Source organism: Janthinobacterium sp. BJB446, from assembly GCF_002735655.1.
Classification (GTDB): domain Bacteria; phylum Pseudomonadota; class Gammaproteobacteria; order Burkholderiales; family Burkholderiaceae_D; genus Janthinobacterium; species Janthinobacterium lividum.
On sequence record NZ_PDZK01000001.1, the window covers coordinates 1567550 to 1593980 of the forward strand.

Genomic DNA, 26431 nt, shown 5'->3' on the forward strand with positions numbered 1-26431 from the left:
GAGGCAATTCACAACGCATTCTGAACTTTGGTTTCTAATCGCGATGATGGCGGCCCACATAGCGGGCTCGCGGCCGTATCAGGGCCGCGCTGGCGGCTTGCTCAGCGGCATGCGCGATCCAGCCGGCCGAACGGGCCAGCGCAAACACGCTCATGCCCGCGCCTTCTGGCCAGCCGAACGCCAGCTCCATCGCGGCCAGCGCCAGGTCGGCGTTCGGCTTGGTATCGAGCAGCTCGCCTGCCGTGACGCACACGGCCAGGATGGCGCGCAGTTGCGGATGCGCGTGCGACAGCGCCGATAGGCGCTCCAGCAGATACGCGGCGCGCGGGTCGCCGTGCGGATACAGCGGGTGGCCGAAGCCGGCGAATTCCGGTGCGATGGCCGCGTAGTATTTGCCGATGACGGCCCTGGCATCCCTGGCGTCTGGCGCGGCAAGCGCCTGCGACAACATGCGCCGGGCGGCCGCACTGCCGCCGCCGTGCTTGTCGCCGGACAAGGCCGCCAAGCCCGCGCCCAATGCGGCCGGCAGGCTGGCGCCCGTCGAAGCGACGCAGCGCACGGCAAAGGTCGACGCATTCAATTCATGGTCGGCCAGCAGCACGAGCGCGGCGCGCAGCAATTCAGCCTGCTCCGCGTCGGCGTTCCACGCATTGGCCAACTGTAGGTGCAGCGGCAAGGCGGATGGCGCCGCCTGCAGCAGGGCGGCGGCCAGGATGCGCATCAGTTCGGGGCCATATTGCAACATGGCCGCTGGGGCGGGCTTGGCCCCCAGCATGGCCATGACAAGCATGGCACGCGCCAGCGGCGTGGTATCCGGCGCGCTGGCCAACCCTTGCGGCAGGGCAGGCGCGTCTTGCCGGAAATAATCGCTTGCGCCATCGTCCCACAGCAGCCCTGCGGCCGCTTCCAGGGTCGCGTGCCGGGCCAGCGCTGTCGCATCGCAGCCCCGGTACAGCAATCGGCCATCGAGGATGTGGGAAATCCGCGTCTCCAGCACGGGCAAGCCCCAGTGCATGGCAGCCACGGCAGTCTGGCCGCCGCGCTTGGCGTCATTCTTGCGCGCCGCGAGGCGCAGCACGTCTTCCTGCGGATAGCGCTTGCGGCGCGACGTTCCATTGCTGACGGAAGCGAGCAAGCCCCGGCTCACATAGGAATACAGGGTGGGCAGGCTGACGCCCAGCAGGCGCGCCGCGTCAAGAGCGGACAGATCGTTGTTCATGGCGGCCATTGTAGCGTTTGTCACTTTATATTGATTGATGGAATCAAGATTGACGGCCCGGGTGGTGCGTCACTAGACTCATGCCTTTCCCGGAGTATCCATGAGCACATTTACCATACGCACCCTGCGTCCGGACGACGCCGCCCCGTTACTGGCATTCGAGCAAGCCAACCGGGCCTGGTTCGAGCGCCATATCGACCGGCGCCCGGACACTTTTTACAGCGTTGACGGCATCCATGCCCACGTCGCGCAATTCCTGGATGAGCACGCACAGGGCCGCATGCACCCGTGCGTCATCGTCGGCGAGCAGGGGCAATTGATCGGCCGCGCCAACCTCAAGGACATTGACCGGCAGCAAGGCGTGGCCGAAGTCGGCTACCGCATCGGGCAACAGCAAGCGGGCAAGGGCCTGGCCACGGCCGCGCTGCACCACCTGATCGCCCTGGCGCAAGACGAATGGCGGCTGGCCAGCCTGTGCGCCTATGCCATCGACGGCAATGCGGCATCGATCCGCGTGCTGGAACGCTGCGGTTTCGTGCAGGGAATTGCCGTGCCCGATATTGCCATCGTGGAAGGCAACGTTGTCGATGGCCATGCCTATGCACTGGATTTGCAGGCGGCTGGGGTAGACTCTGTCCTGCCATAAAACCAAAGTTGCCAAACATGAATCATAAAACCCCAAAACGCATCGTCGTCATCGGCGCCGGCATCGTCGGCGCGTCGCTCGCGTATCACCTGGCCAGCAAGGGGGCAAACGTCACCGTGGTCGAGGCGGGCGGCATCGCTTCCGGCGTGACGGGCACCTCGTTTGCCTGGATTAACACGTCCTGCGCCGGACCGGACCCCATCGCGGCCTTGCGCGGTGGCGCCATCGCCGCCTGGCGCCAGCTGGAAACACAGGTGCCAGGCTTGACGGTGCGCTGGCATGGCGCCTTGTCGTATGGCACGCAGGATGGGCGCGTGTCGCCCGAATCCATGTTGGCAGATCGCGCGCGCATCGCCCAGCTTGAGCCACATCTCAGGCAGCCGCCGGAACAGGCCGTCCACGAGCCGGAGCAGGGCGCCCTCGATGCCGTTGCCGCCACGCATGCGTTGCTGGCAGCGGCCCAGGCGCTGGGTGCGCCCGTGCGTACGCACACGCCCGTGCTGGGCTTTGTGGTCCGGGACGCGCGGGTGACAGGCGTGGAAACGGCCACGGGCATCATCGATGCGGATGTGATCGTATTGGCGGCAGGCACGGGTACCGCTGTGCTGGCGCAGAAACTGGGCGCCAGTCTGCCCATCCACGCCTCGCCCGCCATCTTCCTGCGCTACACGGCGCCGCCCGGCCTCGTGCGCGGCATCATCTCCAGCCATGCAATGGAAGTGCGGCAAGCCGAGGATGGCACCATGCTGGCGGCGGAAGACTATGTGGACGATGCGCCGGAAAACCAGCCCGCCGCCATGGTGCAGCGCACGGCCAGTGCGATCCGCAATGAACTGGACGGTGCCGAGGCCGTTGCGCCGGAATTTGCCGCTGTCGGCCTGCGCCCCATGCCCGTCGATGGCGTGCCCATCATCGGTTACCTGTCGCAGGTGGAAGGAGCATACGTGTGCGCCATGCATCCTGGCGTGGTGCTGGCGGCCATCGTGGGCCAGCTTGCCAGCGGGGAAATCGTCACTGGCCAGCCAGCGTCGGCCCTGGAAGCTAGCCGGCCCGCGCGCTTTCTGGCGTGATTGTGCGCTGATTCCTACGGCACGGGCACGACAAATACGGGCAGGATGAACGGTGCTTGCTCCTGCTCATCGCCTTCCTCCGACGGGGCCTGCATGAAATCTTCGTTGCGCCAATCCCCGTTCACCACCCGGTCGGCGATCAGAGACAAATCCTGCGTTTCGCGCAGCTCGCAGCGAAACGGCAGCCGCCCATGCGAACGCGACACCAGGCTGAAGCGCAACTGGCGGCATTGCGCATCGTGCCAGCAATAGAACAGCATCTCCTCGCCAACGAGCGCGCTGCTGCGGGCCGCGATCACCTGGCCGATGAATGCAACGATATCGGCCGCATGAATCTGGGGCGTTTCCTCGTCCGTGGGCGAAAAGCTCCACATATTGGTCATGGCTTCGTGATTGATATTATCGGGATCGATTTCCACGGCATCGTCTTTCGCCATGCTGAACCAGTTGTTAACGACGGTTGAGTGCATCATGTAAAGCTTTCAGTACTTATTGTATTTATTTGCGCATCACCGGCTGGATGATGCCGACGCGTCCATTCATCGGCGACATCGCCCATGGTTTTGGCGGCGCCATCGCCGCCGTGCCAATTGAAATCCATGCTGTTTCCTTTGTTTCATCTTTTGGCTATATTCTCATGCCATCGAAATGCCCGCGCCAGCTTTTCCTTCATTTAATGAGCAGGACGAGCGCAGTACGCCTTAGCCCCGCGGCCCATCCGCCAGCAACTCCGCCAGCCTCGTCGTCAGCCACAGACTCGTCTCGCTGAGTTTTTTGCCGTGAATCGACAGTCGCCGCACCGGCAGGCGCGACAAGGCCAGGGCAGGGCACGGCACTTCCTGCAGATACCCTTTGTAATTATCGTAGTTGGCGATGTTCAGGGGGAGAATCGCCCAGCCCAGCTCGTCCGCCACCATTTCCGCGATGCTGTAAAAACTGTCGGAAAACCAGACGGCGGGGCTGAAGGCGTGTTCGCGGTTCAGCTCGGAATCCATGATCAGCTGGCGGTAGCGGGTCAGCTCGTTGCGGCTCACTTCCTGGCCGTGGGCCATCGCATGACCTTTGGCCACGAATACGCCTTGCGCCACGCTGCCGATGTGCTGCTGTTCCAGCACGGGGGAGATGGGGCCGCGGTCGAAGTGAAAAGCCACGTCGGCTTGCTGCTGCTCCACGTATTGCGCCACCTCGGACGCCGTGGCGTTGAGCATCACCAGTTCCAGCGCCGGGTAGCGCGCCGCCAATTCTTTCACCAGGGTGCCGATGGCCAGGTAGGGCAGGGCTTCGTCCAGGGCCAGGGTCAGCTGGGCTTCGGGCGCCTCGCTCAAGAGCTGCGCCCGCAGCTGCAATCGCTCGGCCTGGCGCAGCAATTCGCACGCTTCCAGGTGCATCACCTTGCCCGCTTCCGTCAGCACGGCGCTGCGGCGCGAACGGTCGAACAGTTCCACGCCGAATTCCGCTTCCAGCAAGCCGATCGAGGTGCTGACCACCGATTGCGCGCGGCCCAGCCGGCGCGCCGCGCCCGAGAAAGACCCGGCCGCGACGGCCGCCTCGAAGTAGCGCATTTGTTCCAAAGTCCATTGCATGGCATCCACCTATCTGTTTTACAGATGGATTTTAACTTGAATGCCATTCAGGGGCGACATAAAATGCATTTACATTTTCAACAACACGAGATCCGCCATGAAAAACGCTCAAGCCCATATCCCCGCCATCAGCTTCAGCTGGTGTCACGACGCCACCGCCGAAGATGCGCTGTGCACGTTATATCTTGATAACGTCAGCGCCGACTATATCTCCCATTCGGAGCTGCAAGGCGAGCGCGCCGATGCGCCCGGCAACTGGCGCGCGGACTTGCCTGAGGTGATCCGTGGCGAAATCCGCGCCGCCCTGTCGCATGACTGGGCACATGGCGATTCGACCCTGCTGGCTGTCGCCACTTCCGGCGACGATATCGTCGGCATGGCACTCGTCTCGATAGACACGCGCCAGCGCGCCTCGAAATCGTTCGCCGCGCTGGACGACCTGGTCTTGCTGCCCTCCGTGCGCGGCAGCGGCATCGGCAGCCAGCTGGTGGAGTGGGTAGCCGACGAGCTGCGCAGCCACGGCATCGCCCGTCTGTTCCTCGAATGCGGCGCGCACAACCTGACGGCGCAACAATTCTTCCAGGGCCGCGGCTTCAAGCAAGTGTCCGTCGTCATGCTGCGCGAACTCGACGTGCCAGCGGTAACCGCCGCCGTGGATGACAAGGATGGCGACCGTGGCTGACGCCCGCCGCCACCGACAAGCCCAGGCCCGTGGCAGCCTGGAACGTAAATATTTGCGCAGCACCAAATTCATCCAAACCGATAGTTGTTAAAAGTTATACTAAAATCCATGAGTTGTTTATGCATCCAATGAAAAAATGGCTGACGCTGGCCATCGTCTCCAGCGCCCTATTCCTGATCGTGGTCGACATGACCGTGCTCTACACCGCCTTGCCCGCGCTGACGCGCGACTTGCAGGCATCCTCTTCGCAAAAACTGTGGATCATCAACGTGTACGCGCTGGTCGTCTCCGGTCTGTTGCCCGGCCTCGGCACCCTCGGTGACCGCTTGAGCCACAAACCCGTTTTCCTTGCCGGCCTGGCCGTGTTCGGCATCGCCTCGCTGTGCGCCGCATTTTCGCCCGCGCCGGAATGGCTGATCTTTGCCCGCGTGCTGCTGGCCATCGGTGCCGCCTTGATGATGCCGGCCACCTTGTCCATCATCCGACTGACCTTTACGGACAACCGCGAGCGCTCGTTCGCCATCGGCGTGTGGGCGGCCATCGCTTCCGGCGGCGCCGCGTTTGGCCCCGTGCTCGGTGGTTTCCTGATGGAACACTACTGGTGGGGTTCCGTCTTCCTGATCAACGTGCCCATCGTACTGCTGACCCTGGTACTGGCCGCCATCGTGCTGCCGAAACGGGCCGGTAACCGCGACAAGCCGTGGGATCTGAAGGGCTCGCTGCAAATCATGATGGGCCTGCTTGGTGGCGTGTATGCGATCAAGGAGCTGGGCAAATCGCAGCCCTCGTATGCGCTGGCCGCCGCCTCGTTTGCCGTGGGCGCCTTCTTCATGCTGAAGTTCGTGCGCCGCCAGAAGCGCCAGGCCAAGCCGCTGATCGACTTCGCCCTGTTCCGCGAACTGCCGTTTTCCAGCGCCGTGGCCGCCGCCATGGTGGCCTCGGCCGCGCTGATCGGCATGGAACTGGCGCTGAGCCAGCACATGCAGCTGGTGCGTGAATTGTCGCCGCTGGAAGCGGGCTTGCTGCTGTTGCCGCTGCCGCTGGCGTCCGTGTTTGCCGGGCCATTGACGGGTTTCATGCTGCCGCGCGCCGACAAGGCCAAGGTACTGTGGGGTTCGCTGCTGCTGTCCGGTATCGGCATGGCATCGTATCTGGTGCTGCATGACGCCGCCGTTTCGGCCCAGGTGGCCAGCCTGGTGATCCTGGGTCTGGGCCTGGGCGCCGTCATGACGGCCGCGTCCAGCGCCGTGATGCTGAACGTGGCGCCACAGCAGGCCGGCATGGCCGCCTCGATCGAGGAAGTGTCGTATGAGCTGGGCGCCGTGATCGGCGTGACCGTGCTGGGCACCATCCTGTCGGCCGTCTACAGCGCCACCCTGGTCATCCCGGAAAGCGCGGGCCTGTTGCCGAATGCCCATGACACCCTCGATGCGGCGCTGCTGGCCGCCGAGCAATTGCCGGCCGAACTGGGCTTGCAAGTGTCGGAACTGGCCCGCTCGGCCTTTGACAAGGCGTTTATTGTCGTGCTGGCGACGGCGTCTGCCATTTTGATGCTGGCAGCCGCCACCATCCGCCACCTGCATCTGCGGGCGCGCCGCGCGGTCTGCGCGATTTGATAGTTCAGCGCACCAGCTGCGGCGCCACCTTGTCGCGCAAGACCGTCCATTGGGCGTCGTGCACGGCCTGGTTGGGGTCGTGTCCGGCGCGTTTCACCAAGGTAAAATCCTTGACCGGCGCCGTGATGCTGTCGAAGTAGCTGCGCGCGATGGCGGGCGAGGTCAGCAGATCCGCTTCGCCCATGATGAAAAACACGGGCAAGTCAAAGCGCGTGCCCAGCGCGGGCAGGTCGACCTTGGCGAACATGCCGTCGCCTTGCATGCCGATGAACTGGATGTACGAATAATCATCGGCTGCCTCGGCCGCTGCCAGGGCTTGCGGCGTGGCGTAGAACGGCGCCGGCTGCCACCAGTGTTTCGGCGGCGCATCCGTTGCCAATCCCTCATACTTGCGGTCGAAGCGGCGCAGAATGCCGAAGTTGTGCGGATCGCGCCAGGGCGGCGCACCGAGCGCTGTCAGCTTGTCCACCGTGGCGGTATCGCCGGCCGCTTGCGCCAGCGCAAGCACTTCCCGGTACATGCCGGTTTCGTTGGCCCGCGCATTGACCACCTGCGCCGTGCCGATATACGCGTGGAACAGGTCCGGCTGCGCCTTGGCCATGTGCACGCCCAGGATCGAGCCCCAGGAACTACCCATCAAAATGACTTTCCGCTGGCCCAGATGCTGTTCGATATAGCGGGCCACGGCGATGCCGTCGTCGCGCATCTGTTCCACCGTCAAGCGCACATCTTCAGTGGGCTGCTGTTTTGCATACGTCATGCCCGCGCCGCGCTGGTCCCACTGCACCAGGGTGTAGTGGCGTTCCCAGCCGGCATAGATGGCATCCGCGTAGGGACTCAGCGCATTGCCGGGGCCGCCGTGGATGAACAGGATCACGGGATTGCCGCAGGCGGCGCCCGTGATCGTGATCCATTGCTCGATGCCATTGATGGGCACATAGCCTTGCTCGCGGACGGACTGTGCGGGCGAGGCGCAGATGGACGGCGAGACGGGCGGCGCCGCTTGCGCCACGCCGTAACAAGATAACAGCAGCAATGCCAGGCCTGTGATGCGCATATCGTCCTCTTATATAGTTGGGGGGAACTGCAGCGTGCAATCCTGCGCCTGCTTGCCGGCGATAAAGCGGGTACTGGCCTGTGCAAAGCAGGCGGGCGCCGTCCATAACAGGAAATGCGGGGCGTTCTGCACGGTGGACAGGGCTACCTTGCCGGCCTTGCTCTGCGTCAAAGCCTGTACCTGCGCCTGCGCGCCCGCGTACGGCGTTTTCGGGTCCAGGGTTCCCTGCAGAACCAGAGTTGGCGGCACTTTCGCCGGCAAAGCGCCGAAGAAGGCATCGCGCGGGTAGGTGGGCAAGCCGCCGCCCAGCAGGATGCGGGGCAGGGGACTGGTAAACAGCAAGTCCGCCTCGTCGCGGTCAAGGTCGGTGGCGGCCCAGCCGGGGCGCAACGAAGGCTGCAGATTGTTTTCCGAATTACTGATGATACTGACCAGAGGAATCGACAACGGCGACTGGGAATAGCTGCCCAGACTGGCCGCCGCCTGCGTCAACGTGGCGCGCGCGGACGCCAGTTCCCCATCCTTGCCCTGGTCCAGCTCGCGCAGCAGATAAGGGATGCGGGCGCGGGCGGCCGGCACGTCGAGCATGCCGCCCAGGAAATTTTTCAGGTTCTTGCCCGGAATCTTCGCCAGCAGGGCGGGATCCGCTTGCGTCTTGTCCAGCACGCGGCGGTACAAGGTTGCGGCCGGCTCGGCAATCGCCGCATGGCAGGCCAGGTCCGCGTCGCAGCGGGCCAGCACCTGCATGCCGACCGTGTTGACCACGTGCGAACGCTGGCTCAAGTCCCAGCGCGCATCCGTTTGCGGCGGCACCAGCGAGTCGAAGATGACGCCCTTGACGGGCAATGGTCCCAGTTGCAAGGCGCGCAAGACCAGTTGCGTGCCGTACGACACACTGTATACATACACTGGCGGCTGTTTGCCCTTGGCCTTGCGTTCGCCTTCGATCAGGGCTTGCAAGTCGCGTGCCGCCATCGTGATGGAAAACTGGCCTGCGTATTCCGGCATCAAGTTGATGCCGGCAAAGCAGCTGGCCCATTCGGCGCCAGCCAGCGCGCGGCCGCCGGGACTCTGTTCCGACTCTTCCACCTTGCACAGGCGAGAAGAATTGCCCGTGCCGCGGTGGTCGGGGATGAGGAATTCAAAGCCGGGAAAGCTGCGGCGCAAGGTGGGCAGCAAGTTGTAGAACGAAGCGCCCGATTCGCCGGGGCCGCCCGCCACCAGCCACAGGGTGCCCTTGGCGGGCTTGCCGGCAGGCACATCGGCCGAAAACTTGCGCACGAAAACGTGCATGGCATCCGGCTCGCCGATGCCGCGGCCCTGGGCGTCGTAGCTGCCAGGCACGTTCAAGCCCGAACACAGGCTGCCGGGGGCGGCCGTATCGGAACAGGGCGTGAAAAACATCGGTTCGGCATGCAGGGAGGTGCCAACCAGCAGAGTGGCCAGCAAGGTCAGGCGGGGAAGAAAGGTCATCGGCTACTTTGGCAGAGATGGAGATCAGCCGCCAAAGTAGCGTTTTTTACAGCAATTGTCCAGATGGAAAGTTTTCCACGTGGATTTATTTGGCTTTACTGCCGCGCAGCAGCCTGAGGCCGTTCGCCACCACCAGCAGGCTGGCGCCCACGTCGGCGAACACGGCCATCCACAGGGTCGCCATGCCGGCCAGGGCCAGGCCGAAGAACACGGCCTTGATGCCGATGGCAAAGCTGATGTTTTGCACGAGGATGCTGCGCGTGCGCTGGCTCAGGCTGATGAATTCGGGCAATTTGCCCAGCTCGTCATCCATCAGGGCCACGTCCGCCGTTTCGATGGCCGTGTCGCTGCCGGCCGCGCCCATGGCAAAACCGATGTCGGCCTGCGCCAGGGCCGGGGCGTCGTTGACGCCGTCGCCCAGCATGGCGACCACGCCGAACTGCTGCTGCAAGGCCTTGATTTCATCGAGCTTGTTTTCCGGCAGCAGTTCCGCCTTGACCAGGCTGACGCCCACTTCGGCACCGATGCGCTGCGCCGTCAGCAGATTGTCGCCCGTCAGCATCACGGTGGTGACGCCCAGCGCATTCAATCTGGCGATGGCGGACGCCGCCGTGGGGCGCAGCACGTCGGCCACGGCGATGACGCCCAGCGCGCCGTCCGGCGTGGCCAGCACCATGGCCGTGTAGGCTTGCTGTTCCAGCCGCGCCAGGACGGCTTGCAGTGCCGGCGTCAGGACATTCAATTCCGTCATCAGGCGCGCATTGCCCAGATAATAGGTCTGGCCGGCGATCGTGCCTTGCACGCCGCGTCCATGCAGGGCGGCAAACTGGGTCACGGGCAAATGGCTGCCGGCGGGCGGGCCCGCCTTGACGATGGCGGCGGCCAGCGGGTGGGCCGAGTTGGCGTCCAGACTGGCGGCCAGCAGCAAGATGGCGTCGCGGTTGCTGCCGTCCAATGCCACCACGTCCGTGACGGCCGGTTTGCCCATGGTCAAGGTGCCCGTCTTGTCGACGGCGATGGCCTTGATGCGGTAGCCCGTTTCCAGGAATTGCCCGCCTTTCACCAGAATGCCCCGCCGCGCGGCCGCCGTCAGGCCGCTGACGACGGTGACAGGCGTGGAAATGACGAGCGCGCACGGGCAGGCGATCACCAGCATCACCAGCGCTTTATATACCCAGGCCATGAAAGGCGCGCCAAAAAGCAAAGGCGGCAGTACGGCGACCAGGATGGCGAACACGACCACGGCCGGCGTGTAGTAGCGGGCGAAATTGTCGACAAAGCGCTGCGTGGGCGCCTGTTTTCCTTGCGTTTCCTCGATCACCTTGACGATTTTCGCCAGGGTGCTGTTGCCGCTGTTGGCCGTGACGGTAACGTCGAGCAAGCCCCGTTCATTGATGGTGCCCGCATACACGACGTCGCCCACGGCCTTGTCCACCGGCATGCTTTCACCGGTGATCGGCGCCTGGTTGACGGACGACTCGCCGCTGGCCACGATGCCGTCGAGGGCGATGCGTTCGCCCGGCTTCACGCGCATCAGCGTGCCGATGGCCACCGTGGCGACAGCAACTGGCTGCCAGGCGCCGCTGGCGTCGGCAACGGTCGCCGTGTCGGGCGCCAGTTGCATCAGGCTGTGCACGGCGTTGCGCGCGCGGTTCAGGGACAAACCTTCGATCAACTCGGCGATGGCGAACAGGAAGATGACCATGGCCGCTTCCGGCCACTGGCCGATGGCGATGGCGCCAAAGACCGCTAGGCTCATCAGGAAATTGATGTTCAGGGTGAACGTTTTCAGGGCAATCCAGCCCTTTTTCAGGGTCGGCCAGCCGCCCGTGGCGATCGACAGCAGGGCCAGGGCGATGACGAGGGGCGAACTGTCTTCATGCGTGGTCCACGCCAGCGCTTCGGCGCCGGCAGCGGCCAGGCCGGAGACGACCAGCAAGCCTTTTTGCAAGCTGCTGAGGTTGCCTTCATTCGGATCGCGCCTGACTGCCGCGTCCGCCTTCATGGGAATCGCCTGCATGCCGATGCCGTGCAGCGCCGCTTCCACCGTGGCCAGTGTCGGCAGCGTATGGTGCACGTCGAGTACGCGGTTCATCAGGTTGAAATCGAGGCCCACCACGCCCGTCATATTGCCCAGCTTGTTGCGGATCAAGCGCTCTTCCGTGGGGCAATCCATGTTGGCAATGCGGTATTTGGCCGTGTTGGCGCCGGCGATGGGCGTGCTGGGCAGGACTGGGCCGGTTGGGGCGGCAGGCGTGGACGAGCACGCATGCTGGCTGGAGCAGCAGCTGGCCGCCTTGGGCGCATGCTCGTGCTTGTGGTCATGCTTATGCTCGTGGTCAGGTGCGTGGTTATGGCTATCGTGCGGCATCGCATCATCCTTCCGGTTTCGTGTATGCTTCCATTAGAAACCCTGTAGCCGCTACAGGGTCAAGCGGAATTTGTATGAAAGAATGAAAAGGGGATGCCATGCGTATCGGAGAACTGGCCAAACGGACAGATTGTGACGTGGAAACCGTGCGTTACTATGAAAAGGCGGGCTTGCTGCAGGAACCGGGCCGCAACAGCGCCGGCTACCGCGAGTACCGGGAAGAACACCAGGAGCGGCTGCAATTCATCCGCCATTGCCGCTCCCTGCAGATCGGCTTGACGGATATCCGTGCCTTGCTGGAATTTAAGAACAATCCGGCCGAAGGCTGCCAGAGCGTCAATGAATTGCTCGACCACCATATTCTGCGCATTGCCGAACAGATGGCGAATTTGCAAACCCTGCAGCAGCAACTGGTGACCTTGCGCCATCAGTGCGACCAGCCGCAGCCGTCGCAAGACTGCGCGATTTTGCAAAACCTGTCCGAGGCGGCCAGCGGCCACGACTGCGCCTGCCATACCGAACTTCATTGAACCGATTGCTGCATGTTGAAACTGTTGCCTAAAAAAACTTTATTGACCTTATCCCTGCTGTCGCCGCTGAGCCATGCCGCCGATGCACCTGCCGCAGCCGGCCATTACCTGACTTTGTACGCCGTGCCCGGCGTGCCGCAAAATGATGATCCGTATACCTGGAGCACGCTTGGCGGCAAGCAGCTGACGAAAGGCGTGACCAAGGCGGACGGCCGTGCCTATGTCAAGGGGGAGGAGGGGGAAGACACGTATATTCTGAAAACTGTCAGCATGCGCTGGCAACTGAAGGTTCCCGCCGAATGCTGGCAGGGCGCCCCTGACGCCTTCCAGCAATGCATGCAACTGGCCAAAACCACGAGCCGCTATGATGAAGAGCAGGATGCGCTCAAACTGGCCAGAGAGAAAGATCAACAGGCCAAGGCGGTAGCCTACGAGCGGGCGGTCCGGGCCAATGACGATGCGCTGGCTTGGCTGGGCAAACTGCCGCCGGAGTGGTCCATGCAGGAACACGCCAGGCGCCTGCTGTCCATCGGCGACAAGATCCAGCGGCATATCGCCAGCGGCTTGCGGCAAGGCGGCCCCGATGTGCGCCAGTTTGTCTGCAAGGCGCCCACGGCCTACGGCGCATTGCCGCAGCAGCAAGCCGTGCGAGCCTATCAGCTGCAGCCGCTGCCCGTGCTGCACGCGGGCGCCGCCTGGGACCAGCTGCTTGCGGCTGCCGCACAGGGCAACTGGATGGCGCGCCTGGAAGTGTATTACGCCTTGGCTGAGCGCAAGGTGAGCGAACTGAGCTATGTGGAGCAGGCGCGCCTGGTGCAATTGATGCAATGGCTGCACCAACGCGAAATCGCCGGCCTGTACAGCTTCAGTGCCCGTACGATTGGCGATGGCGCCACGCAGGACCGCGTGGCACGCCTGGCAGCCATGCAGGGCAGCGTTATCGACCAGAGCGTCGTGGGCACGCTGCTGCAGGATGAGGACGATCCGGCACTGGTGGCGGCAGGCAAGCGGATGCTCGACTGCGCCGCAGCGGCCATGCAGTCACCGCGCTAACGCGTCAGCAAGGGCGGGCCGCCATCACCCAGGCGGAAGGCGTCGACCACGCGCAATAAATCGTGCGCCTGGTCCTGCATGCTTTGCGCGGCGGCGGCCGATTGCTCGACGAGGGCGGCATTACGCTGGGTCAATTCGTCCATTTCCGTGATGGCATTGTTGACTTCCTCGATGCCCTTGCTCTGGCGCTGGCTGGCCGCCGTGATGTCGTTCATGATTTCCGTCACTTGCTGGACGGAGGCGACAATATCTCCCATGGTGCGCCCGGCGCTGTCGGCCAGTTCGCTGCCCGTTTCTATCCTGGCAACAGAATCCTCGATCAGCTGCTTGATTTCACGGGCCGCCGTGGCCGAACGCTGCGCCAGGCCCCGCACTTCGGTGGCGACGACGGCAAAGCCGCGCCCCTGTTCGCCTGCGCGCGCCGCTTCCACGGCCGCGTTCAAGGCGAGGATATTCGTCTGGAACGCGATGCCGTCGATGACGGCGATGATATCGACAATGCGCCCGGAACTGGCCTTGATCGAGCCCATCGTTTCGACCACCTGGCCCACGACGCGGCCGCCTTCCAGCGCCACGTTCGAGGTCGACAGCACCATCTGGTTGGCCTGGTGCGCGTGACTGGCATTCTCGCGCACGGTATCGGTCAAGGCATGCATGGACGTGGCCGTTTCCTGCAAGGAATGGGCTTGCGACTCGGTGCGGGCCGACAAGTCGGCATTGCCGAGCGCGATTTCACTCGCTTCCACCGTGATGGTGGAGCCCGCCTGGCGGATGTCGCCCAATAAGGTGTTCCAGTTTTTCAGCACGGTGGCCAGGGCGCGTGACAGCTTGCCCACCTCGTCGTCACCCTGCGCCTCGATGCGCGTGGTCAGGTCGCCGGCGGCCAGCGATTCGGCGGCGCGGCAAGCATCATCGATGGGCCGCACCACGGAGCGCGCCACCCACGTGGCGATCAGGGCCAGCAGGGCAAAGCCGATGACCATGGTACCCAGCGACAGCCAGCCGGCCCGCTGGCCCGCATTCTTGGTATCCTGCAACGCATCGACTGTGCGGTGATCGAGGTTGAGCAGCACCTGGCGCAATTGCCCGCGCACTTGCTGGTAGTGCCCGGCGGCATTTTGCATCGCGGCCACGCCCGTATTCGGGTCCATGGACGCCAGGTCCAGCGCCTGTGCCACGCTGGCACGGTAGCGCTCGATGCCCGGCAGCGCCTGGCCCGCTTCCGTGGCGGCGCCCGAGAATTTCTGCAGTTCCTTCAAGCCTTGCGCAATGGCGTTCAGCTGGCCATCCGTTTGCGCGCCGAATTGCTTGAACTGTTCGTCCGACAGGCTGGCCGCGATGGCAATCTTCGCGTACACGTCGGCGTGCACCTGGCCCAGGGCAATGGCTTGCTGGTTCGCAAGCCGTTCGGCCGTCAGGGTGACGTCTTTCAATTCGCGCATGCGCTGCTCGTTCTGCTGCATGGCGAAGTAGGACAAGGCCCCCATGGCCAGCAGGCAAGCCAGCGCGACCACCGGGACGATCAACATCTTCTGTGCGATTTTCATCGGAAGCCCTATCGTCAAGAGAGCGGAAAACCATCCCGGCGCTGGCGGCGCGGCGGCCGGCTACAGGTAGATGCCGCCGCAGACGACGGTCTCGGCCAGCTTTTCGCAATACATCACTTTCGGCTCGATTTTCTTGGTTTCCGGATTCGTGAATTTGTATTCCTGCCAGAACGTGCCCTTGCTCTTGGCCAAGTCGACTCGTTCCTTGACGAAAGCCTTGCCATCGATATCCTTCAATTCGATCAGGTTCTTGCCCACCATTTTCGGGTTGGCGCCATGCGCGACGACCGTGCCGTCGAGTTTATAGACGACCAGGTACAGGTCGTGCAGGATGAATTGCGGCGACTTGGCCGTGATTTCGCCATACGCCTTGGCGTCGCCAGCGCTCTTGATGTAGGCCACGCCTTTCTTGACCATGGCTTCGGCATCGGGGCGCGTGGCGCCGCCTTCCGCAGCGCTGGCGATACCAGGCAAGGTAGCGGCGGCAAGCATGAGCGACAGGCAAATGGCAGGGGCGAACTTGGGCATGAAAATCTCCTTCACATTGCGGCAGAGGGACGCCGGCGGGGAACCGGTGCGGTAGGGAAAGTGCTGATGGTTCATGGTAGCGCGATGCCAGCAGGCATGCGCTGGTGCAACAGTTTTTTTTTGCGTGGGGCGTTTTTGCAACGCTGCGTGCAGCTTGCAAAAACGCTGTTTTCAGAGGGGAAACGGTGCTGAAGGCTATCGATACGCTAGTGTGGTGCCTGCGCCGCGCTACCAGTCGGCCGGGTCTTCCGCCGCCGCGCGCGCCAGGTCGTCGCGCCAGTCCTGCATCACCAGGCGGTAGATATCGGCAAAGAAGGCGCGCGGGTCGTCCATCTCGTCCCACAGGGCCGGCAGCGCATGCGTGCTTTCGGGGTCATGCTCGAGGATGGCCTGGAAATCGTAAGCAGGGTCTTGCAAGGCCTGCGCCAGCACAGCCACCAGCGCGTGGCGGTGGCGGTAGCCGAGTTCCTTGTATTGCGACGTGATGTCGCGCCGTATCAGCGCTGCGCGCTGGGCGGGATCGTTCATGTCCCAGGTGTCCAGCTCCACGCCCAGGGTTTCTTCGCGGTCATACACGTCAAAGGGACCGAGGAAATGGTGCAAGGTGGGAAGGTAGGGGGCGTCGCTCCAGGGGCCGCGCAATCCTTTTTGCTGTTGCATGATGGCTCCCCCTTTTACGCGCACTCGGGCAAGGTCCAGCCTTCATACCCAAGGTCGGTCGGGTAGATGGCGCGGTTCTGGCCCCAGCGGGCATGGTCGAGGATGCCGTCTTCATGCATGTCCAGCACCCATTCCGTGCTTTCCAGCAGGGTGCCATCCTTGTGATACACGCGGAAAAAGGTGGATGTGCTGAGGGCGCGCACGATGTTCTGCGGCACGCCGTTGCCGTAGTGCGGCACATAGGTCTTGATCACGCACGTGCCCTGATCGTTCCACTGCTGTGCATAAACGGTGGCATTGCGCGCCGCGCTCACCTTGATGAATAGCCAGCCTGCCAACACAATGATGAGCAGGAAGGCGGCGGCGATCAGGCCGGTTTTCTTGAGTAGCTGCATGAGGTCATGGCATGGCCAAAAACGAAGTTGCCGCATTGTATGTCAAGAGCGGAAATACTTGCTGTACAGCACGTACTGCAAGTATTTCCCCGCGTATGGATGTCTATTTCGCCAACGTCGCCTGCAGGGCGTTCGCCATTTCCAGGTGATGTTGCAGCGCTGGCAAGGTTTTGACGGCAAAGGCCTTGATGTCGGGATCGCTGGCTTTCTGGCTGGCGTCCGTAAACAGTTTCACGGCTTCCTTGTGCGCCGCCACGCCGATGCTGGCTGCATATTCCTTGTCGAAAGGCTGGCCTTCCAGGCGGCTCAGCCTGTCGATCTGCGCCTTGTGTTTGGCGCCGGGCTGGTCGCTGACCTCGATTTGCTTGCTGCTGGCCAGCTGTTTCAGCTCCTCAGCCACTTTCGTGTGGTCGGTGACCATGGCGTCGGCGAATTTCTTCACCTCCCCATTGCTGCTCTTGCTTTGCGCCACTTTGCTGGCAGCAATCTCCGTGCTGCCAGCATCGGCGGCCTTGCTGAGGAATTGCTTGTCGTACGCGCCCGGCGCGGCAGCGGCGATGCTGTTGATGGCGATGCCGCTCAAGAGCGCCACGGCGGCGCCGATGGCCACGCTTTTCAGGGAGGGAGTACGCGAACTGGTGGTAGAGATAGGCATGGGAAATCCTTTCATATCATGAGTGCATGCGTGGTTTTTTCTACAAGCTGATGACAATGTTAAGCCCGCAGCCTGCGCACACCCATAGGACAGTCACGACCATGCCCGTAGGACTAGTCCTGTTCGTTAGCGCACAATTCGACTTGTTTGAGAGCAAACAAAGCGGCAATGCCCGCATCGCGGCGCCAGGCGGGCATGCCGATATCGAGCCATTCTGCCATCGCGTCCAGGTGCGAGGGTTCCGAGACGCTGTGTTCGAGTTCGTCGAGCACCGTGTCGCGGTCGATGTACAGGCTGTCCAGCCAGGCGTCGAAGGATGGCGCCAGCTCCATCATTCCGTGGGCCCGCTTGCCTGTCCAGTCCGGCAACTCCTGCACATAGGCCAGTACCCGGCCGCCGCCTTCCTCCGTCAGGTCCAGGTAGACCATGGAATTGCCGCCATCGCGGGCAAATGGCAGGATGCGCACCGGCATGCCCGTATTCTCGCGTTCGGAGCGGATTTCGCCCACCAGAGTTTCATCGCAGAAATCGCCTTCGTCAGCGCTGAAGAAGGTATTGAAGCCCATTTTTTCCACGCCGCCATTGCCGTCAGGCACATCGCAGGTGTAATCAAAATAAGCGCCATTGGCCACTTGCAAGAACGCGAGGAAGGCCGCCGGCAAGGGCGCTTCCAGCAAGGCTTCGATGGCGGCGATCTGCTGCGCCGTGGGGGCAGGCTTGGCGCCTTGCAGTGCCAGGTGGCGGTATTGCATGTAGTAGTTGCTCATTGATTCTCCTTATTATGTACTGGCGCCGCATCGTCGCAGCCCGTCTCCACCTTGGCCAGCGCATCGGCGAGGCCGGCGCGCAGCACGGCCATCGAGCGGGCCTTGTCATCGATCTGGGCAATTTTCGTTTCCAGCATCGCTCGTTTGGTGGCCGTATCGAGCGCATTTTCCTGCCATACAGCAATGACTTCGGCGATTTCCTTCAAGGTAAAGCCCAGCGCCTTGGCGTGGCCGATCAGCTCGATGCGCCGCAGCGCCTGCGCCGAATATTCCTTGTAGTTATTCGTCAAGCCCGGCTGTGGCGCTTCATCCAGCAGACCCTGGCGCTCGTAAAAACGCACCGTGTCCTTGCTCACGCCCGTCAGCCGGGTGATTTCTCCGATGCGCATAGTTTTTTGACTTTCTACTCATTTGCGTTCCACGCTTGACCGTGGACTAAGGACCACAGTTTACATTAGAAACACTTTCAACCACGACACTTTTGCCATGCTCCCATACGACTATTTCAACCAGACCGTGCTGATCACGGGTGCCTCGTCCGGCATCGGTCGCGTCTTCGCGGAAACCCTGGCCGCGCGCGGCGCCCATTTGCTGCTGCTGGCCCGTTCCGGCGCCGTGCTCGACAGCCTGGCCAAGGAACTTTCCCAGCGCCACGGCATCCGCGCGCATGCGCTGGTGGTCGACCTGAGCCTGCCCGGCGCCGCAGCACAAGCCTACGCGCAAGCCTGCGCGCTGGGCATGGCGCCCGATGTACTGATCAATAATGCGGGTTTCGCCACGCACGGCCGCTTCGAAAGCATCGATCTGGCACGCCAGGGGCTTGAGGTGGCCGTCAATTGCACGGCCCTCATGGAACTGACGCACTGCGCCTTGCCGCACATGCTGGCAAAAGGGCGGGGCGCCATCACCAATGTGGCGTCCACGGCGGCGCTGCAACCCGATCCCTACATGGCCGTGTATGGCGCCAGCAAGGCTTTCGTGCTGTCGTTTTCGGAAGCCCTGTGGGCCGAAAATCGCAGCCGCGGCGTGCGCGTGCTGGCCCTGTGCCCGGGCGCCACGGAAACGGCCTTTTTCGACGTGGTGGCGGCACCCGAAGCAGCCGTGGGCAAGCGCATGGATCCGCAAGCCGTCGTCGATGAAGCGCTGCGCGCGCTGGACCGGGGCCGCAGCAGCCATGTGGCAGGCAGGCCGAACCGGCTGCTGGCCTGGCTGCCGCGCTTGCTGCCGCGCCAGACCGTGCTGGGGATCGTGGAAGGCATGCTCAAGCCGAAGGCGGCGTAGGCTTCAGAAGGCCATGGTGGCGGACATGGCTGGCGCGGTCAGCATGGCTTGCCGCTGCGCATGGTGCCTATTTGATGGCGTCATTGACAAAAACGTCGTCGAGGTTGCGCGGTTCGCGCGCGACCTTGCCCGTGCGTTCGAAGCGGAAACGCGCAGACATCGCGTACGCAGCCTTGCGCACGCGCATGATGGAACCGAGCGGCCGGTGCGCCAGCAGGCCATGCCAGGGACTGAAGGCCATGCCGTCATCGACGGCACGCGACAGGGCCTCGCTCCAGCCCGCCTGCGGCTGGGCCGTGATGCGCGCCACGGGCAGATACGGGCTGTCTGCCTCGGGCCAGGCGACGGACGCGTCTTCCAGCGGCATGCTGGCGATATCGCGGCACAGCTGGATACGCACTTCCCAGGTAGCCGCATGGCGGGCAAAGTAGGCCACGACGGCGTCGCGCAAGCCATTCGGCTTGCCATCCAGGTCGACAGGCGCACCTTTCAGGGCTGACAGTTCCGGCAACACGGGCACCAGCGCCACCTTGGCCATGTAGACGCCATATAAAATGGGCGCCTGGCTATAGTAGGTTTCGCCCAGCACATGGGTTTCCGGATGGCCACCCAGGCTTTTCAGCGTAGCGCTTTCGCCACCCACGGCTTCGAGCGCCTTTTCCGCTCCCTGCAGTACGGTCGACAGCGCCTGTTTCAGGCGCGGGACTTTATCCGTGGTGCTGGCCAGCAGCTTCAGGCTGCCGAGGAACTTTTTCGCGCTGGGTGCGAGGAAGGCGGGACCGTTGACGAGCACGAAATCCTGCGTGCTGGCGGGCTCCGTGCCATCGTCCGGTTCCAGGCTGGACAGCTGCGTGCCCGGTACGCCGATCACTTTGATGGCCATGCCACGCGGCACGGACACCTTGTCGTCAAGCATGTCGCCAGGGATGGTGGAGATGCGCATGACCACATCGTAGCTGGCCGGCGTGGCGAACAGGCCTTGCGCCAGCTCGGGCGCCAGGCCATCGAGTACCTGCAGGCGGGCGCGCAGCAAGCCGTGGCTTTTCGCATGCACGCTGCGCGTGGCATGGCCCGAGTCGGCATAGGTAGTGGCGGAAATGCCGTGCAGGGTCTGCAGCAGCAGCGCGCACGTCTCCTGCTCGCCGTCCTCTTCAAACTCGTAGCGCGGCTCGTAGGGCAGGGGCGGGCGTGGAATGGCGAACATGGCTTTTCCTTGTGATGGGTGAGTGTGCCTCCATCATTGCCGCCAACGCCACATCCTTCTGTTTGCTGGCATACACTGGCCCCTAAATACCTGCCGATGCCGCCTTTTGCGCCACGAAAGCGGCCGTCCGGTAGGGCACGCTAATGCTGTCCTGCCCGCGCAAGGCCGGCTCCGAGGCGATCATCTGGCGAATCTCGTCGTCGATACGCTGGCGTTCCTGCGGCGGCAAGGCGGCAATAAAACTGGTGGAGCGCACGCGGTTGAACAGCACGTCTTCGGCCGTGCCCGTATGCTCCTGTGAAAATTGTGTTTCCTGCAAGTGTGTCAACCCCGCGTGGGGGAAGACGTGGCGCCAGGCGCCCGTGTAGTAGCGGGGCGTGTCGCCCTCGACACGGTTGACGATGGCGTCCAGGCTGGCCACCCAGGGCACGCTGGCGTCGCGCAGATTCCACACCAGGCCCAGCCTGCCGCCCGGCTTGAGCACGCGCAATATCTCGTCGAGCGCCGCAGAGGTGGCGAACCAGTGGAAGGCTTGCGCGCAAACCACGGCATCGACCGAGGCGTCGGGCAGGGGAATGGCCGTTGCCGTGCCTGCCAGGGCCTGGACTTGCGGCAAGGTTGCGGACAATGTCGCCAGCATGGCCGGCACGGGTTCCACGGCGATGACCGTGGCGCCCGTGTCCAGCAGGCGCGGCGTGAACTTGCCCGTGCCGGCGCCCAGGTCCAGCACGGTGGCGCCCGGCCCCAGGCCCAGGCTATCCTTCAGCCAGGCCGACACTTCCGGCGGATAATCGGGCCGGCCCTTGACGTAGCTGGCGGCCGCCGTGGCGTAACCGCCGGCTGCCGCGTGATGGATATTGCTGCTCATGCAAGACTCCTCGGACGGTCGTGGCATGAGCGTAGCAGATTCCGCACTGGATGGCGCCTCAGTAGCGCGCATCCCTGGGCTTGCCGCCCTTCGGCCAATCCTTGACCTTGTCGGGGAAGTCCGGGCGCGGCATATGCGTAAAATATTCGGCCACGTCGACGGCATCCTGGTCGGACAGATTGCCTTGCCCCAGCGGGAATTTCTGGCCGTGGCCCATCACCATGTTGGCCTTGACGAAGCCGGCCGCCGTGTAGGTGCGGGCCATGCCGGCACCGATATTGAAGGAACGGTCGCCCCACAGCGGCGGGAAGGCTACTACGCCATTGGCGCCCTTGATGCCCTCGCCATTTGCGCCATGGCAGACGGCGCATTGCTCGGCATATACTTTTTTGCCATGCACGGGATCGGGCAGCAGATTGCGGTCGATCTTCGCCACGCCGCGTCCCGCCACCTTGTCATTCGCCTGCGTGGCACCCTTCATCCAGTCGATATAGGCCACCATCGCCTGCAGGTCGGGGCCGTCCACGGGCAGCGGCTTGCCGTGCATGGAGCGGCGGAAGCAGCCATTGATACGCTCGCCCAGGCTGATGATCTTGCCGGCGCGCGGCGCTTCTGACGGGAAGAAGGCGGAAATGCCGAGGAAGGGCGAACCGTTGGCCACCGTGCCGCCATTCAGGTGGCAGCTGCTGCAATTGAGGTCGTTGCCCACGTTTTGCGGCAGGCGCGCGCGTGTTTCCGTCATCAGCTGCATGCCATGGATCAGCTGGTTGGCATTCGGATCGGCCGTCAGGGCGGCGAAGCGGGGCGTAACGAAGCCGCCCGCGTCCGGCGCCTTGAGCTTGAGTTCCTTGCGCACCTTGGCGATCTGCGCAGGCGTGACGGGCGCGCCTTGATTGCCCCACTTGCCGCGCACAAAGGTGAGGATTTCCGCCAGTTCCGTGTCCGACAAGCGGTCATACGCGGGCATGCCGAAGGAGCGGGGCGAATGCTGCGTGACGGCCGACTGCCAGCCCGTCAGCGCGATATGGATGACGGAGGTGGCATCCTTCGACTGCACCGAGTCGTTCTGCGCCAGCGGCGGGAAGATGTTTTCCACGCCGCGGCCGTCGCGGCGGTGGCAGGTGGCGCAAAACTGCAGGTAGCCGAGGCCGCCGCGCGTGTTGTACAGGGCGTCATTGCTGGCCGCCACGAGGGGCGCCGTTTTCTTCGGCGGCGCGGCCGCCCCATTCTTGGCCGGCAAACTGTGCAGGTAATGCGCCAGCGCATCGAGGTCGCCATCCGTGAAGTACTGCGTGCTGTGCGTGATGACTTCCGTCATGCTGCCGGCCGCCGTGCCGAAACTGTTGCGGCCCGTCTTGAGCAATTGCACGATGTCGCCTGGCGTCCACAGGCTGCGCAGGTTCACCGCATGCCAGCCGTCAAAGGTGAAGCCGGACAGGTAGTGCTTGCCGCCGCTGCCATCCTGGCCCATGGTCTTTTCCTGGAAGGCCACCCCGCGCGGCGTGTGGCAAGAACCGCAATGGCCGAGACCCTGGGCCAGATAGCTGCCCCGGTTCCACATGGCCGACTTGGCGCTGTCGGGCTTGAACGGCGCGTCGTCGAGGAAGACGGCGTTCCACAGCGACAGGCCCCAGCGCATGCTGAACGGCCATTTCATGTCCGTTTCGCGGTTTTGCTGCGCCACGGGCGCCACGCCGCGCTGCAGGTAGGCGTACAGCGCTTGCATGTCGTCGGGCGTGATCTTCGCGTAGGAAGGGTAGGGCATGGCCGGATACAGGTTGTGCCCGTCCGCCGCCACGCCCTTGCGCATGGCGCGGTCGAATTGTGCAAAAGTATATGTGCCCAGGCCCGTCTTGGCGTCCGGTGTGATATTCGTGCTGTAGATGGTGCCGAACGGCGTCTTGAGCTCCAGGCCGCCCGCCATGGCGGCGCCGTTCGGGCTCGTGTGGCAGGCCACGCAGTCGCCCAGGCGGGCGACATATTCGCCGCGCTTGATCAGCTCTGCCGACGCCGTGGGCGCAGGCGCGGCCCAGGCGCTGGCGCAGAAGGCCAGCATGCCCAGGAGCATGACGGCAAGCCGGCCAAACAGCGAGGGGGAGGAAGCAGGAGGGCGGCGCGAGCCGCGATGCAGGATGGAAATGGCGTTCATGGTGACCCTTTATTATTACGCGCAAGCTTACGCAGTCGTCACCACGGCGAACATTGGGAGTTTCTTTCGATCGACTAGGTAATTTTGCCTAGTGTTTTGAGATGGAAAATCGTGTAGGCCAACTTACAAGCTGGCCATGATGCGCTCACGCAGCCAGCGGTGCGCCGGGTCCAGGTGCATGCACTCGTGCCAGACCATGGCCATCTCGTAGTCGGGCAGGCTGACGGGCGGCTCGCATGTGCGCAAGGCGCCCAGCGCATTCTTCAGCAGGCGCGACGGCAGCAAGGCCACCATGTCGGATGCGGCCAGCAGGGGAGGCACGATGAGGAAATGCGGCACGGACAGCACCACCTTGCGCGTGCGCCCCAGCTGTTCCAGGGCCGTATCGACGTTGCTGCGGAAACCCCCGCCGTTGGGCGAGACGACGATGAATTCCAGCGCGCAAAACTGCTCGAGGCTAGGCGGCGTTTGCAGCAGCGGGTGGTCGCGGCGGCCCGCCAGCACATAGTGTTCGGTGAACAGGGTGCGATGGCGCAAGCCGGGCGGCGCTTCTTCCTGGGCCAGAAAGCCCAGGTCGACCTGGCCGCTTTCCAGGTCGTGCGCCATGCGCGCCGGCACGGCTTCGAAGACGGCCATGCGCGACAGCGGCGCCTGCGCGCGCAGGGCTGGCAGCATGGGCAGCAGGATCGCATACTCGGTGGCGTCGGCCGCCGCCAGGTTCCAGCGTACCTCGGCCGTGGCTGGCTCGAACGCCTGTTCCGGCTGCAAGACTTGCTCCAACTGGGCCAGCACGGCTTGCAAGGGCGCGAACAGAGCCAGCGCCCGCGCCGTGGGCAGCATGCCACGCGGGCCGGGCAAGAGCAGTGGATCGTCGAAAGCGGCGCGCAGCTTGCCCAACTGCACGCTGACGGACGGCTGGCTCAGGTGTAGCCGTGCCGCCGCCCGCGTGACGTTGCGCTCGATCAACAGCGCATTCAGGGTCAGCAGCAGATTCAAGTCCATCTTACGCAAATTGTTCATGACTATACCTTGTATATTAACTATTCATTTCCACTATGATAGCGCAAGCCCTACAGTAGTTCCTGTGATATCCATACTTCATCCATTACAGGAATAAACTGATGCAACTCCATGAATATACAAGCTTTGATGGTCTGGGACTGGCCCAGCTACTGCGCGATGGCGCCGTTTCCGCCACCGAATTGCAGGATGTCGCCATACGCGCCTGCGCCGCCGTCAACCCGCGGATCAATGCCGTGGTCGAGCTGTGGCCGGCGGATTTGACTGCCATCGACAGCGCAGCGCCGTTCGCCGGCGTGCCATTCCTGATCAAGGACGTGGCCGTCACCATGGCCGGCCAGCGCAGCGAAGCGGGCAGCCGCCTGGGCGCCGGCCATGTCGCCGCGCTCGATTCCCACCTGATGACGCAGTTTCGCGCCGCCGGCTTGGCGACATTCGGCCGCACGAGCACGCCGGAAATGGCCTTTGCCACTACCACGGAGCCCGTGCTGTACGGCGCCACGCGCAATCCCTGGAATTTGGGATTGAGCGCGGGCGGCTCCAGTGGCGGCGCGGCAGCGGCCGTGGCAGCCGGCATCGTGCCGCTGGCCCATGCGACGGATGCCGCCGGTTCCATCCGCGTACCGGCCGCGTCGACTGGCCTGTTCGGCTTCAAACCGAGCCGGGGCCGCGTCTCGAACGGTCCCGCCATGGACGAGATCTTCAGCGGACTGGGCGTGCAGCTGGGCGTGAGCCGCACGGTGCGCGACAGCGCCGCCTTGCTGGACGCCGTGCAGGCGATACTGCCGGGCGAGCCGTATCTGACCAGTCCGCCAAGCCACAGTTGGCTGTCGCAGGTGAGCGCGGCGCCGGGCAAGCTGCGCATCGGGGTGCAGCGCGCCGCCAGCAATGGCGCCCATCCCGTGCCCGCCGTCGATGCCGCGCTGGACGCCACCGTGCGCCTGCTGCAAAGCCTGGGCCACCACGTGGAAGAAGTGCAAGCCGCGCAGGGCGTGTCGTGGGAAGCGTTCGTGCACGCCAATGCCAGTATCTGGTGCGCCAACCTGGTGCCGTGGATCGATGCCCTGGCGCAAGAGAGCGGGCGCGCCGTGTCGCTGGACAACCTCGAACCGGCGACCCTCGCCTGTTACCGCCATGGCCAAACGATCTCTGCCGTCGATTTCGTGGCGGCCCTCGACGTGCGCAACACCGTCACGCGCCAGGCCGGCGCCTTGTTTGGGCAGTATGACGTCTTGCTGACGCCGACCATGCCGGATGTACCGTGGCCACTGGGCCGCTATGGGGAAAAGGAGGAACAGCTTGACGGTGTTGGCTGGACGGCGCGCCTGTTCGAGCATTCGCCGTACACGCCGCTGGCAAACGTGGCGGGCTTGCCGGCCATGTCCATGCCCTTGGGCATGTCGGATGACGGTTTGCCGATCGGCATGCAGTTCATGGCGGGCTACGCCAAGGATGGCGTGCTGCTGCGCCTGGCTGGCCAGCTGGAGCGGGCGGCGCCGTGGGTGCAAAGGCGGCCGCCCGTGTGGGCAGGTAATTAAGGAGGGGGATTACAGCGCGGCGAGGCGGGCCGCACCGCGGCTTTCCAGGCGAAAGCGGACTTTTCCCCACAGCCGGTCGTGGAAGGGCAGGACGATCACGTTGCAGATCGGCTCGACCACGGCCAGCAAGCCGCCAAAGGCCATGGAACCCGTGGCCCAGTACATGACGCCGAAGGCCACGCCCATGTGCAGGGCTGTCTGGCTGAGCTTTTCGCCGGCCAGGGCGGCAATGCCCAGGCGGCTGGCGGCGTAGCGGCGGCGGATCGCGTGCCAGGCTTTTTCGTGCCATGGCAGCAGGGCAACATTAATGACCGGTTCGATGATTGCGGCCAAGCCACCGATTGCCAGCGATCCCGTCAGCAAGTAGGCGAGACCGAAGGCGATCGACATATGCGTGCAGACCTGGCTGAATGTTTTGATGGCTGTAAACAAGGGATGCTCCTCTCTGTTGAATTCGCTTATCCTTGATGTAGATAGTAACGATTCTCATTTACAAAAGGAAGTAAAATATTTCAACTG

The 26431-nt window shown here is 63.8% G+C and carries 27 protein-coding genes; 8 read left to right on the top strand and 19 right to left on the bottom strand.

Going from position 1 to position 26431, the window contains the following annotated elements; all coding sequences use genetic code 11:
* Positions 1-34: 34 nt before the first annotated feature.
* The gene (locus CSQ92_RS06885) at positions 35-1219 is read right to left on the bottom strand and encodes a citrate synthase (RefSeq protein ID WP_099394608.1); all 1185 of its coding nucleotides are present in this window, start codon (positions 1217-1219) and stop codon (positions 35-37) included.
* Between the two features lie 100 nt (positions 1220-1319).
* On the opposite strand from CSQ92_RS06885, the gene CSQ92_RS06890 reads away from it, so the two are divergent.
* Together CSQ92_RS06890 and CSQ92_RS06895 are read left to right on the top strand one after the other, a co-directional pair.
* Entirely contained in the window at positions 1320-1865 is a 546-nt protein-coding gene (locus CSQ92_RS06890; RefSeq protein WP_099393646.1) for a GNAT family N-acetyltransferase, read from the top strand.
* A gap of 17 nt (positions 1866-1882) precedes the next feature.
* Entirely contained in the window at positions 1883-2935 is a 1053-nt protein-coding gene (locus CSQ92_RS06895; protein WP_099393647.1) for an NAD(P)/FAD-dependent oxidoreductase, read from the top strand.
* Between the two features lie 14 nt (positions 2936-2949).
* Here CSQ92_RS06895 and CSQ92_RS06900 read toward each other — a convergent pair whose 3' ends face one another.
* The 3 genes from CSQ92_RS06900 to CSQ92_RS06905 all read right to left on the bottom strand — a co-directional run bounded on the left by CSQ92_RS06900 (position 2950) and on the right by CSQ92_RS06905 (position 4518).
* Positions 2950-3408: a hypothetical protein gene (locus tag CSQ92_RS06900; RefSeq protein WP_143450299.1), complete on the bottom strand. Its 459-nt coding sequence runs from the start codon at positions 3406-3408 to the stop codon at positions 2950-2952.
* The gene (locus tag CSQ92_RS29310; protein ID WP_257219142.1) at positions 3405-3536 is read right to left on the bottom strand and encodes a hypothetical protein; all 132 of its coding nucleotides are present in this window, start codon (positions 3534-3536) and stop codon (positions 3405-3407) included. Before CSQ92_RS29310 ends, CSQ92_RS06900 begins: the two co-directional genes overlap by 4 nt.
* A 100-nt stretch (positions 3537-3636) precedes the next feature.
* Positions 3637-4518 (bottom strand): LysR family transcriptional regulator, encoded by an 882-nt coding sequence (locus CSQ92_RS06905; protein ID WP_176375614.1) that lies wholly within the window; start codon positions 4516-4518, stop codon positions 3637-3639.
* A 97-nt stretch (positions 4519-4615) separates the two neighbouring features.
* On the opposite strand from CSQ92_RS06905, the gene CSQ92_RS06910 reads away from it, so the two are divergent.
* Together CSQ92_RS06910 and CSQ92_RS06915 are read left to right on the top strand one after the other, a co-directional pair.
* Positions 4616-5200 carry a GNAT family N-acetyltransferase gene (locus CSQ92_RS06910; protein WP_180276958.1) on the top strand — a complete coding sequence of 195 codons (585 nt, stop codon included), beginning with the start codon at positions 4616-4618 and terminating at the stop codon, positions 5198-5200.
* A 128-nt stretch (positions 5201-5328) separates the two neighbouring features.
* Positions 5329-6816 (top strand): MFS transporter, encoded by a 1488-nt coding sequence (locus tag CSQ92_RS06915; RefSeq protein WP_269450147.1) that lies wholly within the window; start codon positions 5329-5331, stop codon positions 6814-6816.
* A 4-nt stretch (positions 6817-6820) separates the two neighbouring features.
* Here CSQ92_RS06915 and CSQ92_RS06920 read toward each other — a convergent pair whose 3' ends face one another.
* The 3 genes from CSQ92_RS06920 to CSQ92_RS06930 form a co-directional block, all read right to left on the bottom strand.
* A complete protein-coding gene (locus CSQ92_RS06920; RefSeq protein WP_099393652.1) occupies positions 6821-7873 on the bottom strand; it encodes an alpha/beta fold hydrolase in 1053 nt (350 codons plus the stop codon).
* Between the two features lie 9 nt (positions 7874-7882).
* Complete coding sequence (locus CSQ92_RS06925; RefSeq protein ID WP_099393653.1) at positions 7883-9346, bottom strand: alpha/beta fold hydrolase; 1464 nt, start codon at positions 9344-9346, stop codon at positions 7883-7885.
* Positions 9347-9431: 85 nt separating this feature from the next.
* The gene (locus CSQ92_RS06930) at positions 9432-11717 is read right to left on the bottom strand and encodes a heavy metal translocating P-type ATPase (RefSeq protein WP_099393654.1); all 2286 of its coding nucleotides are present in this window, start codon (positions 11715-11717) and stop codon (positions 9432-9434) included.
* A 98-nt stretch (positions 11718-11815) separates the two neighbouring features.
* Between CSQ92_RS06930 and cadR the strand changes: the two genes are divergently transcribed.
* On the top strand, positions 11816-12247 hold the full coding sequence (cadR, locus tag CSQ92_RS06935; RefSeq protein WP_034787498.1) for a Cd(II)/Pb(II)-responsive transcriptional regulator: 432 nt from the start codon (positions 11816-11818) through the stop codon (positions 12245-12247).
* A 42-nt stretch (positions 12248-12289) separates the two neighbouring features.
* On the top strand, positions 12290-13300 hold the full coding sequence (locus CSQ92_RS06940; RefSeq protein ID WP_099393655.1) for a hypothetical protein: 1011 nt from the start codon (positions 12290-12292) through the stop codon (positions 13298-13300).
* On the opposite strand, the gene CSQ92_RS06945 is transcribed toward CSQ92_RS06940, so the two are convergent.
* From CSQ92_RS06945 to CSQ92_RS06975, 7 genes are all read right to left on the bottom strand, one after another.
* Positions 13297-14847 carry a methyl-accepting chemotaxis protein gene (locus CSQ92_RS06945; protein ID WP_257219143.1) on the bottom strand — a complete coding sequence of 517 codons (1551 nt, stop codon included), beginning with the start codon at positions 14845-14847 and terminating at the stop codon, positions 13297-13299. The two genes, CSQ92_RS06940 and CSQ92_RS06945, sit on opposite strands and share 4 nt — an antisense overlap.
* Before the next feature lie 60 nt (positions 14848-14907).
* Positions 14908-15375, bottom strand: a complete 468-nt coding sequence (locus tag CSQ92_RS06950) for a cache domain-containing protein (RefSeq protein WP_180276959.1) — start codon at positions 15373-15375, stop codon at positions 14908-14910.
* A 228-nt stretch (positions 15376-15603) separates the two neighbouring features.
* On the bottom strand, positions 15604-16035 hold the full coding sequence (locus CSQ92_RS06955) for a hypothetical protein (RefSeq protein ID WP_099393657.1): 432 nt from the start codon (positions 16033-16035) through the stop codon (positions 15604-15606).
* A 14-nt stretch (positions 16036-16049) separates the two neighbouring features.
* Positions 16050-16430 carry a hypothetical protein gene (locus CSQ92_RS06960; protein ID WP_034787511.1) on the bottom strand — a complete coding sequence of 127 codons (381 nt, stop codon included), beginning with the start codon at positions 16428-16430 and terminating at the stop codon, positions 16050-16052.
* A gap of 103 nt (positions 16431-16533) precedes the next feature.
* Positions 16534-17085 (bottom strand): DUF4142 domain-containing protein, encoded by a 552-nt coding sequence (locus tag CSQ92_RS06965; RefSeq protein WP_052140594.1) that lies wholly within the window; start codon positions 17083-17085, stop codon positions 16534-16536.
* A gap of 113 nt (positions 17086-17198) precedes the next feature.
* Entirely contained in the window at positions 17199-17852 is a 654-nt protein-coding gene (locus tag CSQ92_RS06970; protein WP_099393658.1) for an SMI1/KNR4 family protein, read from the bottom strand.
* The gene (locus CSQ92_RS06975; RefSeq protein WP_099393659.1) at positions 17849-18241 is read right to left on the bottom strand and encodes a MerR family transcriptional regulator; all 393 of its coding nucleotides are present in this window, start codon (positions 18239-18241) and stop codon (positions 17849-17851) included. The genes CSQ92_RS06970 and CSQ92_RS06975 overlap by 4 nt, the downstream gene beginning before the upstream one ends.
* A gap of 97 nt (positions 18242-18338) precedes the next feature.
* Between CSQ92_RS06975 and CSQ92_RS06980 the strand changes: the two genes are divergently transcribed.
* Positions 18339-19133, top strand: coding sequence for an SDR family NAD(P)-dependent oxidoreductase (locus CSQ92_RS06980; RefSeq protein ID WP_099393660.1), 795 nt, complete (start codon positions 18339-18341; stop codon positions 19131-19133).
* A gap of 67 nt (positions 19134-19200) precedes the next feature.
* Here CSQ92_RS06980 and CSQ92_RS06985 read toward each other — a convergent pair whose 3' ends face one another.
* The 4 genes from CSQ92_RS06985 to CSQ92_RS07000 all read right to left on the bottom strand — a co-directional run bounded on the left by CSQ92_RS06985 (position 19201) and on the right by CSQ92_RS07000 (position 24374).
* Positions 19201-20337: a catalase family protein gene (locus CSQ92_RS06985; RefSeq protein WP_099393661.1), complete on the bottom strand. Its 1137-nt coding sequence runs from the start codon at positions 20335-20337 to the stop codon at positions 19201-19203.
* Between the two features lie 82 nt (positions 20338-20419).
* Entirely contained in the window at positions 20420-21205 is a 786-nt protein-coding gene (locus CSQ92_RS06990; RefSeq protein WP_099393662.1) for a class I SAM-dependent methyltransferase, read from the bottom strand.
* Between the two features lie 58 nt (positions 21206-21263).
* Complete coding sequence (locus tag CSQ92_RS06995) at positions 21264-23354, bottom strand: c-type cytochrome (protein ID WP_373606016.1); 2091 nt, start codon at positions 23352-23354, stop codon at positions 21264-21266.
* A 123-nt stretch (positions 23355-23477) separates the two neighbouring features.
* On the bottom strand, positions 23478-24374 hold the full coding sequence (locus tag CSQ92_RS07000; protein WP_099393663.1) for a LysR family transcriptional regulator: 897 nt from the start codon (positions 24372-24374) through the stop codon (positions 23478-23480).
* 101 nt (positions 24375-24475) lie between these two features.
* Between CSQ92_RS07000 and CSQ92_RS07005 the strand changes: the two genes are divergently transcribed.
* Positions 24476-25912, top strand: a complete 1437-nt coding sequence (locus CSQ92_RS07005) for an amidase (protein ID WP_099393664.1) — start codon at positions 24476-24478, stop codon at positions 25910-25912.
* A gap of 9 nt (positions 25913-25921) precedes the next feature.
* Here the strand turns inward: CSQ92_RS07005 and CSQ92_RS07010 are convergent, their stop codons facing one another.
* Complete coding sequence (locus tag CSQ92_RS07010) at positions 25922-26344, bottom strand: DUF2061 domain-containing protein (protein WP_099393665.1); 423 nt, start codon at positions 26342-26344, stop codon at positions 25922-25924.
* Between the last annotated feature and the right edge of the window lie 87 nt (positions 26345-26431).

Bases quoted from the DNA above. Each gene is read 5' to 3' on its own strand.
- CSQ92_RS06970 (WP_099393658.1), bottom strand. From the start codon at position 17,852: ATGAGCAACTACTACATGCAATACCGCCACCTGGCACTGCAAGGCGCC.
- CSQ92_RS06890 (WP_099393646.1), top strand. From the start codon at position 1,320: ATGAGCACATTTACCATACGCACCCTGCGTCCGGACGACGCCGCCCCG.
- CSQ92_RS06910 (WP_180276958.1), top strand. From the start codon at position 4,616: ATGAAAAACGCTCAAGCCCATATCCCCGCCATCAGCTTCAGCTGGTGT.
- CSQ92_RS06990 (WP_099393662.1), bottom strand. From the start codon at position 21,205: ATGAGCAGCAATATCCATCACGCGGCAGCCGGCGGTTACGCCACGGCG.
- CSQ92_RS06975 (WP_099393659.1), bottom strand. From the start codon at position 18,241: ATGCGCATCGGAGAAATCACCCGGCTGACGGGCGTGAGCAAGGACACG.
- cadR (WP_034787498.1), top strand. From the start codon at position 11,816: ATGCGTATCGGAGAACTGGCCAAACGGACAGATTGTGACGTGGAAACC.
- CSQ92_RS07000 (WP_099393663.1), bottom strand. From the start codon at position 24,374: ATGAACAATTTGCGTAAGATGGACTTGAATCTGCTGCTGACCCTGAAT.
- CSQ92_RS29310 (WP_257219142.1), bottom strand. From the start codon at position 3,536: ATGGATTTCAATTGGCACGGCGGCGATGGCGCCGCCAAAACCATGGGC.
- CSQ92_RS06960 (WP_034787511.1), bottom strand. From the start codon at position 16,430: ATGCAGCTACTCAAGAAAACCGGCCTGATCGCCGCCGCCTTCCTGCTC.
- CSQ92_RS06950 (WP_180276959.1), bottom strand. From the start codon at position 15,375: ATGCCCAAGTTCGCCCCTGCCATTTGCCTGTCGCTCATGCTTGCCGCC.
- CSQ92_RS06915 (WP_269450147.1), top strand. From the start codon at position 5,329: ATGAAAAAATGGCTGACGCTGGCCATCGTCTCCAGCGCCCTATTCCTG.
- CSQ92_RS06995 (WP_373606016.1), bottom strand. From the start codon at position 23,354: ATGAACGCCATTTCCATCCTGCATCGCGGCTCGCGCCGCCCTCCTGCT.
- CSQ92_RS06945 (WP_257219143.1), bottom strand. From the start codon at position 14,847: ATGAAAATCGCACAGAAGATGTTGATCGTCCCGGTGGTCGCGCTGGCT.
- CSQ92_RS06985 (WP_099393661.1), bottom strand. From the start codon at position 20,337: ATGTTCGCCATTCCACGCCCGCCCCTGCCCTACGAGCCGCGCTACGAG.
- CSQ92_RS06925 (WP_099393653.1), bottom strand. From the start codon at position 9,346: ATGACCTTTCTTCCCCGCCTGACCTTGCTGGCCACTCTGCTGGTTGGC.
- CSQ92_RS06955 (WP_099393657.1), bottom strand. From the start codon at position 16,035: ATGCAACAGCAAAAAGGATTGCGCGGCCCCTGGAGCGACGCCCCCTAC.
- CSQ92_RS06930 (WP_099393654.1), bottom strand. From the start codon at position 11,717: ATGCCGCACGATAGCCATAACCACGCACCTGACCACGAGCATAAGCAT.
- CSQ92_RS06895 (WP_099393647.1), top strand. From the start codon at position 1,883: ATGAATCATAAAACCCCAAAACGCATCGTCGTCATCGGCGCCGGCATC.
- CSQ92_RS06920 (WP_099393652.1), bottom strand. From the start codon at position 7,873: ATGCGCATCACAGGCCTGGCATTGCTGCTGTTATCTTGTTACGGCGTG.
- CSQ92_RS06965 (WP_052140594.1), bottom strand. From the start codon at position 17,085: ATGCCTATCTCTACCACCAGTTCGCGTACTCCCTCCCTGAAAAGCGTG.
- CSQ92_RS07005 (WP_099393664.1), top strand. From the start codon at position 24,476: ATGCAACTCCATGAATATACAAGCTTTGATGGTCTGGGACTGGCCCAG.
- CSQ92_RS06905 (WP_176375614.1), bottom strand. From the start codon at position 4,518: ATGCAATGGACTTTGGAACAAATGCGCTACTTCGAGGCGGCCGTCGCG.
- CSQ92_RS06980 (WP_099393660.1), top strand. From the start codon at position 18,339: ATGCTCCCATACGACTATTTCAACCAGACCGTGCTGATCACGGGTGCC.
- CSQ92_RS06885 (WP_099394608.1), bottom strand. From the start codon at position 1,219: ATGAACAACGATCTGTCCGCTCTTGACGCGGCGCGCCTGCTGGGCGTC.
- CSQ92_RS06900 (WP_143450299.1), bottom strand. From the start codon at position 3,408: ATGATGCACTCAACCGTCGTTAACAACTGGTTCAGCATGGCGAAAGAC.